Source organism: Camelimonas fluminis (genome assembly GCF_014656355.1).
In the GTDB taxonomy this organism is placed as follows: Bacteria; Pseudomonadota; Alphaproteobacteria; order Rhizobiales; family Beijerinckiaceae; genus Camelimonas; species Camelimonas fluminis.
Genome location: NZ_BNCG01000028.1, coordinates 1 through 16,351, shown reverse-complemented (window position 1 = coordinate 16,351; position 16,351 = coordinate 1). Strand labels below are relative to the sequence as shown.

13 protein-coding genes are annotated in these 16,351 nt (G+C 66.6%); 10 read left to right on the top strand and 3 right to left on the bottom strand.

The genetic code is table 11. The annotated features are described in order from the left end of the window. Position 1: 1 nt before the first annotated feature. The 5 genes from IE243_RS18590 to IE243_RS18570 are packed head-to-tail and all read left to right on the top strand — an operon-like array spanning position 2 to position 6,517. Positions 2 to 1,222 (top strand): acyl-CoA dehydrogenase family protein, encoded by a 1,221-nt coding sequence (locus tag IE243_RS18590; RefSeq protein ID WP_191320878.1) that lies wholly within the window; start codon positions 2 to 4, stop codon positions 1,220 to 1,222. After that, on the top strand, positions 1,223 to 2,317 hold the full coding sequence (locus IE243_RS18585; RefSeq protein WP_191320877.1) for an acyl-CoA dehydrogenase family protein: 1,095 nt from the start codon (positions 1,223 to 1,225) through the stop codon (positions 2,315 to 2,317). A 17-nt stretch (positions 2,318 to 2,334) separates the two neighbouring features. Beyond that, positions 2,335 to 3,948 carry an acyl-CoA synthetase gene (locus tag IE243_RS18580; RefSeq protein ID WP_191320876.1) on the top strand — a complete coding sequence of 538 codons (1,614 nt, stop codon included), beginning with the start codon at positions 2,335 to 2,337 and terminating at the stop codon, positions 3,946 to 3,948. Beyond that, complete coding sequence (locus IE243_RS18575) at positions 3,945 to 5,549, top strand: flavin-containing monooxygenase (protein ID WP_191320875.1); 1,605 nt, start codon at positions 3,945 to 3,947, stop codon at positions 5,547 to 5,549. Before IE243_RS18580 ends, IE243_RS18575 begins: the two co-directional genes overlap by 4 nt. Beyond that, positions 5,546 to 6,517 (top strand): alpha/beta fold hydrolase, encoded by a 972-nt coding sequence (locus tag IE243_RS18570; RefSeq protein ID WP_046408737.1) that lies wholly within the window; start codon positions 5,546 to 5,548, stop codon positions 6,515 to 6,517. Before IE243_RS18575 ends, IE243_RS18570 begins: the two co-directional genes overlap by 4 nt. Positions 6,518 to 6,522: 5 nt before the next feature. Here IE243_RS18570 and IE243_RS18565 read toward each other — a convergent pair whose 3' ends face one another. Together IE243_RS18565 and IE243_RS18560 are read right to left on the bottom strand one after the other, a co-directional pair. Next, on the bottom strand, positions 6,523 to 6,954 hold the full coding sequence (locus IE243_RS18565; RefSeq protein ID WP_052742494.1) for a PaaI family thioesterase: 432 nt from the start codon (positions 6,952 to 6,954) through the stop codon (positions 6,523 to 6,525). Beyond that, the gene (locus tag IE243_RS18560) at positions 6,951 to 7,364 is read right to left on the bottom strand and encodes a PaaI family thioesterase (protein WP_191320874.1); all 414 of its coding nucleotides are present in this window, start codon (positions 7,362 to 7,364) and stop codon (positions 6,951 to 6,953) included. The genes IE243_RS18565 and IE243_RS18560 overlap by 4 nt, the downstream gene beginning before the upstream one ends. 113 nt (positions 7,365 to 7,477) lie before the next feature. Between IE243_RS18560 and IE243_RS18555 the strand changes: the two genes are divergently transcribed. From IE243_RS18555 to IE243_RS18540, 4 genes are all read left to right on the top strand, one after another. Then, positions 7,478 to 8,422 carry an MlaD family protein gene (locus tag IE243_RS18555; RefSeq protein ID WP_191320873.1) on the top strand — a complete coding sequence of 315 codons (945 nt, stop codon included), beginning with the start codon at positions 7,478 to 7,480 and terminating at the stop codon, positions 8,420 to 8,422. Between the two features lie 124 nt (positions 8,423 to 8,546). After that, on the top strand, positions 8,547 to 9,224 hold the full coding sequence (locus tag IE243_RS18550; protein ID WP_210319907.1) for a TetR/AcrR family transcriptional regulator: 678 nt from the start codon (positions 8,547 to 8,549) through the stop codon (positions 9,222 to 9,224). Then, positions 9,221 to 10,813: an ABC1 kinase family protein gene (locus tag IE243_RS18545; RefSeq protein ID WP_244643256.1), complete on the top strand. Its 1,593-nt coding sequence runs from the start codon at positions 9,221 to 9,223 to the stop codon at positions 10,811 to 10,813. The genes IE243_RS18550 and IE243_RS18545 overlap by 4 nt, the downstream gene beginning before the upstream one ends. A gap of 552 nt (positions 10,814 to 11,365) precedes the next feature. Further along, positions 11,366 to 12,514, top strand: coding sequence for an MFS transporter (locus IE243_RS18540; RefSeq protein WP_210319905.1), 1,149 nt, complete (start codon positions 11,366 to 11,368; stop codon positions 12,512 to 12,514). Between the two features lie 122 nt (positions 12,515 to 12,636). Here the strand turns inward: IE243_RS18540 and IE243_RS18535 are convergent, their stop codons facing one another. Beyond that, entirely contained in the window at positions 12,637 to 13,293 is a 657-nt protein-coding gene (locus tag IE243_RS18535; protein WP_231733182.1) for a recombinase family protein, read from the bottom strand. Between the two features lie 67 nt (positions 13,294 to 13,360). Here IE243_RS18535 and IE243_RS18530 point away from each other — a divergent pair, with 67 nt between their 5' ends. Further along, entirely contained in the window at positions 13,361 to 16,258 is a 2,898-nt protein-coding gene (locus IE243_RS18530) for a Tn3 family transposase (RefSeq protein ID WP_191320872.1), read from the top strand. Positions 16,259 to 16,351 lie beyond the last annotated feature (93 nt).

Genomic DNA, 16,351 nt, shown 5'->3' with positions numbered 1-16,351 from the left:
GATGGACCTGAGTTACGGCCCGGAATACGAGGCGTTCCGCGATGAGCTGCGCGCGTTCATCGCCGAGAACCGCCACCGTGCCCCGGCCGCGCCCGGCGCGGCGCAGCGCGCCGGGGCGGACGCGGTCGCGTGGCAGCAGCTGCTGCTCGAACACGGCTACACCGCGCGCACCATTCCGCGCGAATATGGCGGCTTCGGCGCCGAACCCGACATCCTCACCTCGCGCATCATCGCCGAGGAGTTCGCCGCGGCGGGCGTGCCGGGCGGGCTGTCGAACCAGGGCATCTCGATGCTCGTTCCGACGCTGCTCGAGCTCGGCACGGAGGAGCAGAAGCGCCGCTGGATCGCGCCGACGCTGCGCGGCGAGATCGTCTGGTGCCAGGGGTATTCGGAACCGGGCGCGGGCTCTGATCTGGCGGCGCTGCGCACCAGCGCGCGCGAGGAGAACGGCGAGTTCGTCATCAACGGGCAGAAGATCTGGACCAGCACCGCGCATCAGGCGGACATGATCTTCTGCCTCGTGCGGACGGAAGCGGACGCGCCCAAGCATGCGGGGATCAGCTACCTCATCTTCTCCATGAAAACACCCGGGATCGAGGTGCGCCCGCTGCGCACGATGACGGGCCACGCCGAGTTCAACGAAACCTTCTTCACCGACGTGCGCGTGCCCGTGGACCAGATCGTCGGCCAGCGCGGGCAGGGCTGGATGGTGGCCAACGCCACGCTCGGTTACGAGCGTGGCATGCTGGGCGACCCGGCGGCGCTGGAGAATCGCCTCGCCGCGCTCGTGCAGCTGATGCACGATGAACGGATCGACGGCGTGCGCGCGATCGACAACGCGGCATTGTGCGACCGGCTGGTGGCGCTGCAGGCCGAAGTCGCGGCGATGAAGTTCAACGGCCTGCGGCTGCTGTCCAATTCGCTGAAGGGCGAACCCGGCGGCCTCGCCAAGCTGATCGTCAAGCTCCAGTCGTGCGAACTGGCGCACCAGATCTCGGCGCTGGCGATCGACGCCATGGGGGAGCTCGGCCTGCTGTACGGCGGCAGCCGGCGCGAGCGGGCGGGCGGAAGCTGGCAGTGGAACTACATGTTCCAGCTCGGCCTCATCGTCGGCGGCGGCACCGCGCAGATCCAGAAGAACATCATCGCCGAGCGGGGGCTCGGCATGCCGCGCGAGCCGAAGCTGGAGCACGCGCGCGCACCCAAGGCGGAGGCGGCATAGATGGATTTCGGTCTTTCCCCCGAGCAGCGGATGCTGCGCGACGCGGTCGATCGGCTGCTGCGCGAACATTGCCCGCTCGATCACGTCCGCGAGGTCGCGGAGGGCGGCCATGCCGTCAGTGCGGCGGTGGTGGCGGCGCTGTCCGAGCTTGGCCTTTCCGGCATCATGGTGCTCGAGGAGCACGGCGGCCTCGGCCTGGGCCTGCTCGATGCCTTAGTAGTGGCGGAGGCGCTCGGCGCAGCGGTGGCGCCGGTGCCGTTCGTGGCGCGCTGCGTCCTCGCCCCGCTTGCGCTGCGGCTTGCCGGCACGCCGGCGCAGCAGGCGCGCTGGCTGCCGCGCATTGCCGACGGCAGCGCGCGCTTCGGCGTCGGGCTGACCGAGGTCGTCAACCGTCGCGACGGCGGCGGCGTCACGGCCGCGGACGGCACGCTCAGCGGCTCCGCGCTGTTCGTGCTCGACAGCGCCGACGCCGATGCCTTTGTCATCGCCGACCAGGGCGGCCAATTGCATCTGGTCGCCGGCGAGGCGGACGGGCTCGAACGCCTTCCGCTGTCCACGATCGACCTCACGCGGTCGGTGGGAGAGTTGCGGCTCGACGGCGTCGCGGCCGAGCCGCTCGGCGAGGACGACGGCGGGACCGCCAACCGGCTTGTCGCCGCGGGCCGCGTGCTGCTCGCGGCGGACAGCGTGGGCGCGGGCGACGTGATGATCGCGCGGGCGGTCGATTATGCCGGGGAGCGCGAGCAGTTCGGGCGCGTCATCGGCAGCTTCCAGGCGGTCAAGCACATGTGCGCCGAGATGGCGGCGCGGCTGGAGCCGTGCCGATCGCTCGTCTGGTACGCGGCGCATGCGTTCGACGCGGTCCCGGATGAGGCTTTGCTGATGGCATGTCATGCCAAGTCTCACACCGGGGAGGTGGGCCGATTCGTCGCGCGTACCGCCACGGAGGTCCACGGCGGGATGGGGTTCACCGACCTGCTCGGCCTCCATTACTGGTTCAAGCGCATCGGCTTCGACCGGCAGTTGCTCGGCGGGCCGGAGATCGTGCGCGCGGAGGCGGCCGCGCTGCAGGGCTGGGGCAAACGCGCCGCCTGAGACGAGGAGCAGCAGGCATGACGCAGTGGAACCTGGGCGACATCCTCGACGCGATCGAGCCCGTAATGCCCCACAACGCCCCCGCGCTGATCCACGGCGACCGGGTCATCACCTGGCCCGAGATGGCGCGCCGTTCAAACAACATCGCGCGGGCGCTGCGTGCGCGGGGCGCGGGACCGGGCGCCAAGGTCGCCTTCTATATGCGCAACCGGCCCGAATACGGCGAGCTGATGGCGGCGTGCTTCAAGGGACGCCTGACCCACGTCAACATCAACTACCGCTATCGGCCCGACGAGGTGTTCTACATCTTCGACGACAGCGACAGCGAGGTCGTGGTCTACAGCGCCGAGTTCCGCGCCTGCATCGAGGAGCTGCACGGCCGGCTCGGCAAGGTGCACACCTTCGTGGAGATCGGTCCTGAGGCGGAGCGCGCCTCGTTCGCGCTGCCCTACGAGGCGCTCGCGCGGGAGGGCGACGGCGCGCCGCTCGGCATCGCGCGCTCGCCCGACGACGAGTTGTTCATCTACACCGGCGGCACGACGGGGATGCCGAAGGGCGTGATGTGGCGGCACACCGACATGCGCGAGGCGCAACTCGACGCGCAGCGGCTGATGGGGCCGACGCCCGCCGACCTTGCAGAAACCGCGGCGCTGACCGCGCGCGACGGACCGGGCCGGCGTACGATGCCCGCCTGCCCGATGATGCACGGCACCGGCTTCATCACGTCCATCGGCACGCTGATGAGCGGCGGCTGCATCGTGACGCTCGGCGGTGAATCGTTCGATGCCGACGAGCTGTGGCGGTCGGTCGATCGCGACCGCGTCGAATCGATCGCGATCGTCGGCGACGCCTTCGCCAAGCCGATGCTGGCCGCGCTGGATGCCGCGCCCGGGCGCTACGACACGTCCAGCCTCGTCACGATCGTTTCATCCGGGGTGATGTGGAGCCGCGAGGTGAAGGCTGGGTTGATCCGGCACATCCCGCAAGTCGTGCTGATGGACAGCTTCGGCGCGTCGGAAGGGCTGGGGTTCGGCCTGTCGGTCACCAGCGCGGCGGGCGAGACGGCGACCGCACGCTTCACCATCGGCGGGCTGTGCGACGTGTTCGACGAGCATGACCGGCCGGTCGTGCCGGGCAGCGGCACGCCCGGTTTCATCGCGCGTAAGGGCGCGATCCCGATCGGCTACTACAAGGATCCGGAGAAAAGCGCGAAGACGTTCCGCACCATCAACGGCGTCCGTTACTCGATGCCTGGCGACTGGTGCACCGTCGCCGCGGACGGGACGCTGACGCTGCTCGGGCGCGGCAGCGTGTGCATCAACACGGCGGGTGAGAAGGTCTATCCGGAAGAGGTGGAGGAGGTGCTGAAGACGCATCCAGCGGTCGCGGACGCGCTTGTGGTCGGCGTGCCCGACGAGAAATGGGGCCAGGCGGTGACGGCGGTGGTCCATGCCGCACCGGGGGCGACAGTAGACGAGGCGGCGGTGCGCGCTCACGTGCGCGCCGCGCTCGCCGGCTACAAGACGCCCAAAGCGATCGTCGTCACGGACCGACCGCTGCGCGCGCCGAACGGCAAGGCGGATTACAAGGCGGCGACCGACATCGCCGTCGCGGCAGTCGCTGCGCGATGACGGGCGTGCCCGACATCGACGCGCTGGTGATCGGCGCGGGCTTCAGCGGGATCTACCTGCTCGGGAAGTTGCGCGAGAACGGCTTCAACGTTCGGCTGGTGGATGCGGCGGCGGAGCCGGGCGGCATCTGGTACTGGAACTGCTACCCTGGCGCGCGAGTCGATTCGCATGTTCCGATCTACGAGTTCTCGGACGAGCGGGTGTGGCGCGACTGGACCTGGTCGGAACGCTTCCCAGGCTGGCGCGAGTTGCGTCGCTATTTCCGACATGCCTGCGACGTTCTCGACCTCTGGCCTGCAATGACGCTCGGCGTCAGGATGCGCTCCGCCGTGTTCGACGAACATGCCGGCTTCTGGCGAGTGGAACTCGCCGATGGAGAGCGGCTGACCACCCGCTATCTGCTACCGTGTACCGGCTTTGCGGCCAAGGCGTACATCCCGTCACTTTCGGGACTCGACAGCTTTGCCGGCCCGGCCCACCACACCGCCCACTGGCCGCAGGAGGGCATCGACTTTGGCGGCAAGCGCGTCGCGATCATCGGGACCGGCGCGAGCGGTGTGCAGGTCGCTCAGGAGGCGGCACGCGAGGCTGCGCAGCTGACGATCTACCAGCGCACACCTATACTGGCTCTGCCGATGCGCCAGCGCCCATTGACCGCGGCTGAGCAGGAGCAGGCCAAGCCCGGTTACCCCGAGATCTTCCGTCAACGCCGACTGAGCAGCGGCGGGTTCGAGATCCTGCGGCTCGACCAGTCCGCGCTCGAGGTGTCAAGCGAGGAGCGCACCGCGGCGTTCGAGCGGCTGTGGGCGGCGGGCGGCTTCCACTATTGGGTCGGCAACTACGCCGACATCCTGGTGGACGAGCGCGCCAACCGGCTGGCCTACGATTTCTGGCGAGACAAGGTGCGCGAGCGGATCACCGACCCAGCGTTGCAGGAGAAGCTCGCACCCAGCGACCCGCCGCATCCGTTCGGGGTCAAGCGGCCGTCGCTCGAGCAGACTTATTACGACATCTTCAACCAGCCGAACGTCGAACTCGTCGACCTGCGGGAAGAGCCGATCGAACGGATCCTGCCCGACGGCATAGCCACGAGCGTCGGTGAGCGCCGACACGACGTCCTGGTGCTCGCGACCGGTTTCGACGCAGTGACGGGAGGGCTGATGCAGATGGACATTCGCGGGCGCGGCGGGGCGACGCTGGCGCACGCGTGGGGCGAAGGCGCACGCACGCATCTCGGCTACGCGGTTTCGGGCTTCCCTAACATGGTGTTCCTCTACGGCCCGCAGAGCCCGTCCGGCTTCTCCAATGGTCCGACTGCCGCGGAGGTGCAGGGTGACTGGGTCATCCGGTTCCTCGAGCATCTGCGCACGGGCGGGTGGTCCCGCTTCGAGGCCGAGCCGGACGCGCACGCGGCATGGGCGCGCCACATCGACGAGATCGCCGCCATGACGCTCTTTCCCAGGGCCGATTCCTGGTACATGGGAGCGAACATCCCAGGCAAACCGCGTCAGCTACTCAACTATCCGTCTGTGGTCGGCTATGCCGAGATCTGCGATGCGGTCGCCGAGGCGGGCTATAGCGGTTTCCGGCTGTCGGCATGAGCGCCGCCGAGGCTACCGGATCGTCGGACATCGACCCGATATGGGCCGAGGACGGGTCGCACCTGCCGGACTGGTTCGTCGATGCGCTGGCCGTTCCGCGGGAAGAAGGCTTCGTCACCGTAGAGGGCGCGCAGATCCACTACCTGCGCTGGGGCGACCGCGCAAAGCCGGGCGTGCTCATGGCGCACGGCTTTCTTGCCCATGCGCGCTGCTGGGCGTTTATCGCGCCGTTGCTCGCCGCGGACTACCATGTGGTCGCCTATGATCTTGCGGGCATGGGCGACAGCGACGCGCGCGTGGGGATCGATGGTGACGGCCGCGGGCGCGAGATGATCGCGGTGGCGGAGGCGACCGGGCTGTTCGACGGTGCTGCGCCGCCCGTGATCATCGGCCACAGCTTCGGCGCGGGGGTCGCGGTGACCGCGATGACGATCGCGGCCGAACGGTTCGCGGGCGCGATCATCTGCGACCTGATGATCATGCGGCCGGAGGCGCTTGCCGCCTACTGGCGTGGCGGACGCGGCAGCCCCGGCTCGGGCGACCCGAACAAGCCCGCCAGCCGGTATCCCGATTACCCGACCGCACGCGCGCGCTACGTGCTCGCGCCGCCACAGCCCGCGGGTGAGCCGTTCCTGATGGACTACATGGCCTATCATTCGCTCCGGCGGGACGGGGACGCGTGGACGTGGAAGTTCTCGCCCGCGGTGTTCGCGCGCGGCAACTCGGCGGACGAATGGATGACGATGGGTCGCCGTGTCGCCGCGGCGCCCGGTCGGCTGGCAATCATCTACGGCGAGCACAGCGCGCTCTTCGGCAGGGATTCCGCGGCATATCTGCGCGAACTGGGAGCCGGCGCGATCCCGATCGTCGCGGTGCCCAACGCGCGCCATCACCTGATGCTGGATGAGCCGCTCGCCTTCGCGACGGCGCTCAGAAGCATCCTTGCTCTCTGGAGATCGGCCCGCTGAACCAATCAGGAATGTCGGGTGTGATCCTCGTCTCCGGAGGATTGTCCGACGGCGAATTCCAGCTGCGCAAGGCACAGTTTTCCGGTTCCGTTTCGCTCGACGCCTTCGGCATGCACCACTGCGACACGACGCCCTACGCGCACCAGCGTCGGCGTCGTGCTGACTGCGCCCAGTCTGACCGGGGCGAGAAATTGAAGGTTCATGCTGATCAGCCGGCAGGACTGCCCTGGCGAGAGTGTGCGGGAGAGAGCAAGCTGTGCGGCCAGCTCAAGAAAGGACGCGATCGCGCCTCCATGCAAGGCGGGCAGAATGGGATTCCCGACAAGCTCCTCCGTGGGGATCAGCGTGAACGTTTCACCGCTTTGCGTCATCATGGTACCGAGTAGCTTCGCAAAGCCGTTCCGCCCGGTACTGGCCCCGATCGCGCCTTCGTTCATGGGGCGACAGCCCGATTGATCGAAAAGACGCCTTGGGCAGTCGCGATCAGGTGAGACGGATCTGTATCCCAGACTTCGGCGCGTACGAACGCACGGTGCTCGGTCGCGTCGTAGCAGTGAGCCCACGCCGTCGCGGGGCATCTCGCCTCGGCGGATCGCACATGGTCCACCTTCAGGTTAAGGGTGGAGATCGCCAGCCGTCTGCCCAATCGGGACATCACGGCAACGCCGCAGGCCTGATCGATGAGGCTCGTCAACACGCCGGTTGCGAGAACCTCGTCCTCGTCCGCCAGCTCCCGACGCCAACCGACCCGCAGCGAGCTGAGGCCATCGCCGATAGAAACCACCTCAAGGCCAAGCCTATTGCCCCATGGTATGCTTCCTGGTTGCAGGCTCCAGTCTCCAGCCACAAACCCCTCCTTGCCCTGACCCTTACTGATCCGCACTGCACCCACACGCCAGCCGGATCAGAAACGGTACGGTTTACTTACCTTTGTCTCCGCTTTAATGCCTGCGTCTTGAGATGGAAACGCAATCCAACAAATTCCTTGTGCTCGCGGTCACCAGCCTTCTGCTGGGCACGCTCCTCGTCTTTACCCTTTGGCTGTTTGATGCACGCAATGGAGACGGAAACCCCTATCTGATCCGTTTCACCGGGAGCGTCGCCGGCCTGGAAAAGGGATCGCCAGTGACCTTCTCGGGCGTCCCGGCGGGCCATGTCACGTCCATACGTTTCGACAAAGATGATCCGTCAGCGGTTCTCGTCACCGTCAGCCTCGAACCGAGGACTCCGATCGTCGCAGGCGTAAAGGCGACGATCGCGCGATCGGCGCTGGCGGGAACGGCGAACATCAGTCTCGACGGCGCGACATCCGGTGCGCCCCGGATTGTTGCGAGGAGCGACGGCGAGCTCCCCATCATCCCCGCCAAGGAAGGTGGGCTTCTTGGCGGGGGAGGGGATCCCGTCGCACTCGTGGAGAAGATCAGCCAGACAATCGATTCCGTGTCGCGCAACCTTGATGCCGCTCAGCAGCAGCGCGCCAGCGATCGGCTGGCGGCGCTGGCGGAGAGCTCCGCGGGCTGGTCGGACAAGGCGGGAGCGGCGTCCGACGCGCTTACCGGCACGCGCGGGCGTGTCGTGGCCGTGGGGAACGCCTTGCAGCGATCCGGCGACAGCGCCGAACGGCTGGGAGGCGTTCTGGAGGATCGCGGCGCGACTATTCTCACCAGAGCGAATCGCGCGTTGCTGAACGCCCGTGACGGATCCGAGCGGTTCACGGCTCGCGTCGAGGCTATTCGGCCTACAATACGCGACACCACCACCGAGCAGTCCAAGCTGGCCGAGACGGTTCGTTCAGCAAGGAACAAGGTTGGCGGCGTCAGGGAAACGGCGGCCCGCATCGATCAGGAGGGGCTGGGAGTGGGTGCTCCGTCTCTCCCGACCTACAAGCCGACGTCACGGCGGTGAACAACCACGGAACAATCGATGAGCCCTCGCCCGAGAGCGGGCGGGAGGCAAGCAACCGCCCCTCTCGGCTTGATTTCTCGTAAACGGGTCCGGATCGCGCTACCCTCGATCCAGGAGAACGAGATTGAGTGATGACGAAAAGAAACGCCGGCGCCCGAGGAAGATGGGCAGACCGACCACCGAGGACGCGCTCCGCCTGACATCGCACATCCTCAAGAGCGCTCGCGAGCTGTTCTTCGAACACGGTTTCGACGGTGCCAGTGCCGACATGATTGCCGAACAGGCGCGCATCTCCAAGCGGACCCTGTACGCGCGCTTCGGTAGCAAGGCCCGCGTGTTCGAGGCGGTGATCCTCGATGAGATCGACACGCAGCTGCGCGCGCTCGAACCCTCCGGCAGCGACGAGCCGGACATCGGATCGCGCCTTCGCGTGATCGCCGATCGCCTGCTCGAGTGGCTTCTGACACCCCGGATCGCCTCCATGGAACGCGTCGTCATTGCGCAAGCCGTGCGCTTTCCCGCGCTAGCGGCGAACATCCATGACTTCGGTTACCAGCGGGCCGTCCAATGGGTGGCGTCGATCCTCGCCCACGCCGATGCGAAGGGAGAACTGTCGCTGGCGGACCCCGTGTTCGCTGCCGAGCAGTTCGTCACGCTCGTCGTGGTCGCACCCATGCGCCGCGCAGCGCTGGGGCTGTCTCCTCCAGCATACGACGAGGCAGCGCGGGATCGCATTTCACGCGGCATCGACCTGTTCCTCGATGGCTGCCGCCCGCGGCAGGAGGATGGTTGCAGCGCGTGATGCCCACCACCGACGACGAGTCTCAAATCGGTGAGCGCGCGCGGCTGGCCGAGCTCATCCAGATCATGGGGCGCCATGGGCTGAACGGGCTCGCCTCGCGCCTGGGCCTGCTGCCCGGTCGCTCGGAGCAGCCAGTGGACGTCGGTACGCCCGAGCGGGTCGTCGCGCTGCTGCGGGACCTTGGACCTGTCGCAGTCAAGCTGGGGCAAGTGCTAGCCACCCGCGAGGACCTGCTCGGGCCGGAATGGGTGCGGGCGCTGTCGACGCTGCAGGATCGCGTGACCCCGCTGCCGTTCGAGGCGCTGGAGCCGACGATCCTGGCCGCGCTCGGCTCCCCGATCGCTGATGTGTTCGCGAACTTCAACCGCGAGCCGATCGCGGCGGCGTCGATTGCGCAGGTTCATGCTGCAACCTTGCGCGACGGAACCGAGGTTGTGGTCAAGGTACGCCGGCCGGGGATTGCGGAACGCGTCGATGCCGACCTACGGCTGCTCCGCCGCATCGCGCGGCTCGCGGCCCGGCACTCACCGGAGATCCGCCGCCTCAAGCCCGACGAACTGCTCCGATTCTTTGCGGAGAGCTTGTCGCAGGAAATGGACCTCAGCGCAGAAGCGGCAGCCTGCGAGAGCATCGGCGCGTTCCTGCAGCCGCTCGGCGTCCGGACGCCGGCCTTCTACTGGGATCAGGTCGGCCGCCGTATCAACGTGCAGGAGCGGCTTGACGGCATGCCGGTCCGCGAAATCCTCGACGGGGTGGGTGAGGGCGGTGCGGGTGTCGCCGGCAGATATGCCGATGCGGTATTGCGGATGATAATCTTCAACGGCCGGTTCCACGCGGACCCCCATCCCGGCAACGTCTTCGTCCTGGCCGATGGCTCTCTGGCGTTTATCGACTTCGGAGCCGTTGGCGTGCTCAGCCCCGCCCGGCGGAATGAGGTGGTCACGCTCGTCCTCGCCATCGCCGGCGAGGACACGCGATCGGTGACGGACGTGCTGCTGCAATGGTCGGGCGAGACCGACGTCGATCGCCAGGCGCTGACCCGCGACCTCGACGCGCTGATCGGCCAGTTCCGCGGGGCGGTACTTCAGCAGATCGAGCTGGCCGACATCTTCGGACGCGTCTTCGCGCTGCTACGAACGTACCGCCTGGCGCTGCCACCCGACCTCGCCCTGCTGCTGCGCACCCTGCTGATCGCCGAAGGGTTCGTGCGACGGCTCGATCCTGGCTTCGACATTGCGGCGCGCGCCGCGCCGATCGCGCGCGAACTGCTGCGGGAGCGGATCGGCCCGGCCGGCCTCAAGCGGGGCGGACGCCGGCTGGCGACGAGCCTTGGCCGTCTGGCCGCCGCCTCGCCCGAGCTGGTGGCCTTCGCCGAGCGGGTTGCGCGGTCGGGCGCGCTGCCGATCGAATTACAGGGAGGCGCGGTTTCCCCAACGCCGACGTCGCCCCGGCGCGCCGATCCCAACATCCTGTCAGCCGGACTGCTTGTCGCCGGCGCGATCCTTCAGCGCGACCATGATGTTGTCGGCGCAATGATGATGGCGTCTGCGGTGCTGCCAGCAGCCTGGGCCTGGTTCGCGAGCAGATAGAGGCGCTGACCTCCGGCTGCCCAGCCTTCCGCATATCCGGATCCCCGCCCTTGACCTATCACGCGCTTGTTCGCCTATCGGGCCTCATCACGGAGGAGTGGAACAACCCGGGAGAGGTGGCGTTTTCGAGTAAGTAAACCAGTCGGTGTATAAACGGCGCCCTGGTTCGATCGAGCAAGGGCTGTCGCGTGTCGGAACAACCGGATCAAGAACCGCATGTACCGGATGAGGAGTGGTCTGACTTCGGTGCTGCACTGAGCGACCTGGGGTCGGTTCCGGCTGAGGGCGAAATGACACCCTAAGCGAAATGGCCGGGTTTGGCTGGAGAACGGACTGGTGGCTTTCCGACAGCGATCCTCTACTCGCTGCCATCTCGAGTTCGCCCGGTTTTTCTGTACGCAGCGGGCTTTGCGGAAGCACTGCCCTGAATATCTTCCGGTCGAGCGCCCGCCGGGCAAATAAGTTGCTTCAGCACCCGGCCTCAGACAAATGCCTGTTATGGAGGGACCCGGGACGGTAGCTGTACGGATCAGATCGGGCTGGGGCTGGCTTGTGCTGGTGACCTTAACTGTCTCCACCATTGGTGACGAGATCTCCCTCATCACTCTGATGTTTCGGGCTGCCGAGAACGAGACGCGTTTTGCCGTGCCCATGCTGCTGATTGCGCAGCTGCTACCTGGTTTAATCGCTGCTCCGTTCATCGGTCGCTTTGTCGATAGGCGTGATGCTGGCAGAATACTTGTCGTCACCGGCCTAGCACAAGCGGCGCTTCTCGCCTGGATTGCCGGCAACACGGCGATGTTGCCGACGCTCGTTGGCGCAAGCGTGCTCAGCATCTGCTTCGCCATCAGCGGAACGGCGACCTTCGCGCTTATACCCGTACTGGCGACAGCACTTGGCATGCCGCTCAGCCGCGCGAATTCCGTGCTTGAGCTTGTGCGCGGTGTTGGGATGCTTGCAGGTCCGGTAGCGGGCGGTATCCTGATTGCGTGGATCGGCGCGCGCAGTGCTTTGCTCATTGATGCTGCCAGCTACGTCTTGCTCGCCACCGTGATCCTGGCCAGCGGCTTGCGCCGGCCGATAGCGCCGGATGAGCAGGAACCTCGTACATTGCTCGCCGAGTACTGGCCGATCCTCCGCAACCGGCGGATCACGGTGATGACAGGATCGCTGGCTTTGGAGGTCTTTGCCTCTGCCATCGCAGATGTAGCATTCGTGTTCCTGATCACAGTGACGCTGAAGCAAGGCCCCCTCGCATTTGGCCTGGTAACCGCTTGCTGGGCCGCCGGCATGATCCTGGGCGCTCTCGCGGCAGGTGCGCGGCCGATGCGCCGACCTGCTCCTTTGGCTTTCGTTGCGGCCACTATGATTGGCGTAACCATGCTGGTGATCGGCAGCGCCGCTTTGGTCGGCGCGGCCACCATCATGTTGATCGGGATGGTTTTCGTATTCGGCGGAGTTGCCAACAGCGTGCACAATGTGGCGGTACGCACGATGCTGCAAAACGAAACGCCGACCGACCACCATGGGAAGGTTGCAGCTATTTACGGCGCAGTCACGAGCAGCGCCGTCATCATTGGCTATGTCACGGGTGGACTGTTCACCCCGAGCAACGCGGTCGGTGCTTATCTGATTGCCGGTACGCTGGGTACAGCCGCCGGCTTGGCGGGATGGGGGTTGTTCAGCAGGTTTGCCCGTTAGACTGGCGTCGCGTCCGACAAGCGGCACCCAATCTGCTGGTCGATGAATGTACGGCAGCTTCAGCGACAGGCCGATATGGGGCGACTGGCGCCCTCTCGGCGGGGGCGGGAGGTGAAAACTGATTACTCTGCTATTTCAATGTCAGGGGCCGTGTCCAACCGCGCCCGCCCCACGATCGCGGCGACGGTGTTCTTGCTGAGGCCGAGGTCGCGCGCGATCCAACGATAGCTGCGACCTTCGGCAACGAGCGCCAGCACCTTGGGGGCGAGCCGGTCGGACTTGGGGCGGTCGCCGGACTGTCGCCCGAGTTTGCGACCCCGCGCCCGCGCCGCGGCGAGACCGGACCGAACGCGCTCGCTCAGCATGTCGCGCTCGAATTGCGCGATGCCGGCGAGCATCGTAGCCATCATTCGCCCGTGCGGTGTATCGACCTCGAACGTCATGCCGCTCATCGCGACTACCGATACCCGCCAACCCGACAGCCGGTTCAGCGTATCGAGCAGGTCCTGGGTCGAGCGTCCCCACCGGCTGAGTTCGGTGACAAGGATCGCATCGATGTGGCGGGCCTGCGCCAGTTTCATCACTTCGGCGCGCGCCGAGCGGTTGGCCTTCATCCCTGAGGCGGTTTCGCGGAAAACGTCGATGACCTCATAGCCGCCACGCTCGGCGAAACCGGCGAGGTCACGCAGCTGCCGCTCACACGACTGGTCGGCGGTCGAGACCCTGGCGTAGATGGCGGCGCGTTGTCCCAATTGAACCTTCCTGAAATCAGGCTTCAAAAACCCTTGATTTGCGTGGGGTGAGTGTTGTCCAAAACAGACTTCTGTTCAACAGGGACACTGCCACATGCCGAGACGCCACATCCTGAGCGCCCGGCAGCGGTCGGCGCTGCTTGACCTGCCGACCGACGAGGCGTCGCTGCTGCGGCATTACATTCTGGCGGATGACGACTTGGCTCACATCGACCGGCGGCGTCGGCCGGAAAACCGGATCGGCTTCGCCCTGCAACTCTGCGCACTGCGCCATCCGGGCCGGATGCTGGTGCCCGGCGAAGTGATCCCGCTCGCGGTATCCACCTTCCTGGGGGCTCAACTTGGCATCGCCGGCGATACGCTCGTCCGCTACGCCGTCAGGCGCCAAACCCGCCAGCAGCACATGGAGGTGCTGCGCTCTGTATATGGGTACAGGACGTTTCCCGGACAGGGTCCGCGAGCGCAGGCTTTTCGTGAATGGCTGTTCGCCGAAGCCGAACAGGCACGCTCCAACGACGATCTCGCCCGGCGTTTCATCGCTCGCTGCCGTGACACTATGACCATCCTGCCCGCGATCACGACTATCGAGCGGTTGTGCGCGGATGCGCTCGTCGCGGCCGAACGCCGGATTGAACGGCGGATCGCCGAGCGGCTCAGTTCCGCGACCTGCGCTCGGCTCGACGAGCTGACCACTGAAATGCTGCCGGGCACGATCAGCCGTTTCATCTGGCTGCGCCGGATCGAGCCGGGCAACAATTCCGCCGCGGCGAACCGGCTACTCGATCGATTGGAGTTCCTGCGTGCGATGGACCTCGATGCCGGCCTGCTTGCCGGAGTCCCACCGCATCGCGTCGCCAGGTTGCGGCGACAGGGCGAACGGTACTTTGCCGATGGTCTGCGTGATCTGAGTGCCGACCGGCGTCGCGCCATCCTCGCGGTCTGTATCATTGAGTGGGCAACCGCGACTGCGGATGCGGTGATCGAGACGCATGACCGGATCGTTGGCCGCACCTGGCGCGAGGCGAAGCAACTGCATGACACACGGGTCGCAGACAGCAGGGGTGGGGTCACTGCGACGCTGGCGGGCTTCGCGGCGCTCGGCGGATCGCTGCTCGAAGCGCATGGCGACGGTGCGTCGCTTGACGATGCGATCGCGCGTGCGGCGGGATGGGAGCATCTGACCCGCCTCACCGCTACGGCCCGGACGTTGACAGACACGTTGGGCGACGATCCGCTGGCCCATGTCGATCAGGGCTATCACCGCTTCCGTCGCTATGCCCCGCGAATGCTACGCTGCCTCGACCTCGAAGGCGCGCCGGTCGCCCGGCCCTTGCTGAACGCGGTGACCGCCATCGCCACCAAAGGCACGCCCCCGGCGACTGACGATTTCCTGCGGCCGCATTCCAAATGGCGGAGACAGTTGCGAGCGAAGGGCGACGATGATGCCCGTCTCCGAGAGGTCGCGGTCATGTTCCACCTGCGTGACGCGCTACGCTCGGGCGACATCTGGCTCGACCGCTCGCATCGGTATGGTGACCTGCGCAACGTCCTGGTGTCGATGGAAGTCGCGCATGCTGCGAAGCTGGCCGTACCGTCTGATCCGCATGTCTGGCTCGCCGATCGCAAAGCCCGTCTTGCCGATGGCCTTGCCCGGCTCGGTCGCGCCGCGCGTAACGGCACGATCCCGAAAGGCAGTATCGAGGACGGCACACTGCGCATCGATCGCCTCACCGCTGACGCGCCGGATGGGATCGATGACTTGGTGCTCGATCTCTACCGCCGTCTGCCGTCCGTCCGTATTACCGACCTGCTGCTCGAAGTAGATGCCGCGCTCGGCTTCACCGAGGCCTTCACGCACCTGCGCACCGGCGTTCCGTGCGACGACCGGACCGGCCTGCTCAATGTCCTGCTCGCAGAGGGTTTGAACCTGGGCCTGCGCAAGATGGCCGAGGCTTCCAACACCCATGATTACTGGCAACTCTCTCGGCTCGCGCGCTGGCACGTCGAACGCGAGGCGATCGATCAGGCGCTGACCCATGTGGTCGCCGCACAAGGCGATCTGCCGATGGCGCAGGTCTGGGGTATGGGCACTACCGCATCCGCCGATGGTCAATTCTACCCCGCCGCGCGACAGGGCGAGGCGATGAACACGGTCAACGCTCGCTATGGCAACGATCCCGGCATCAAGGCCTATACCCACGTCAACGACCGCTTCGCGCCGTTTGCATCGCGGACCATCCCTGCGACCGTCAGCGAAGCCCCATACTTGCTCGACGGGCTGACGATGAATGAGGCCGGGCGACGGATCGAGGAGCAATACGCCGACACTGGCGGGTTCACCGACCATCTGTTCGGGATCAGCGCCACGCTCGGCTACCGCCTGGTGCTGCGCATCCGCGACCTTCCGTCCAAACGGCTCTACGTGTTCGATCCCGCCGCTACGCCGAGCGAGTTACGTCCGCTGGTGGGCGGGAAGGCGCGCGAAGCGCTGATCGTCTCCAATTGGCCCGATCTATTTCGCTGCGCAGCCACCATGAGCGCAGGGCAGGTCCCGCCAAGCCGCATCCTGCGCAAGCTCGCCGCCTATCCGCGCCAGAACGATCTGGCGGCCGCACTGCGCGAGGTCGGCCGGATCGAACGGACGCTATTCATCATCGAATGGATCCTTGATGCCGGCATGCAACGCCGCGCGCAGGTCGGCCTCAACAAGGGCGAAGCGCACCACGCGCTGAAGAACGCCTTACGGATCGGTCGCCAGGGCGAGATCCGCGACCGTACGACAGAGGGGCAGCATTACCGCATCGCCGGCCTCAACCTGCTCACCGCCGTCATCGTCTACTGGAACACCCTGCATCTCGGCCATGCCGTCGAAGCCCGGCGACGCGAAGGGCTCGATACGCCCGACCACCTGCTGGCCCATATCTCACCGCTCGGGTGGGCGCACATCCTCCTCACCGGCGAATACCTCTGGCCGAAGGGTGCCGAGGCTTAGGGTGTCATTTCGCCCTCAGCCGGATTCGACCCCAAGATGGCCTGGGCGATCTTCTGCGGATCGAGCGTGTAGAGTTCATCGCCGGCGCTCTCG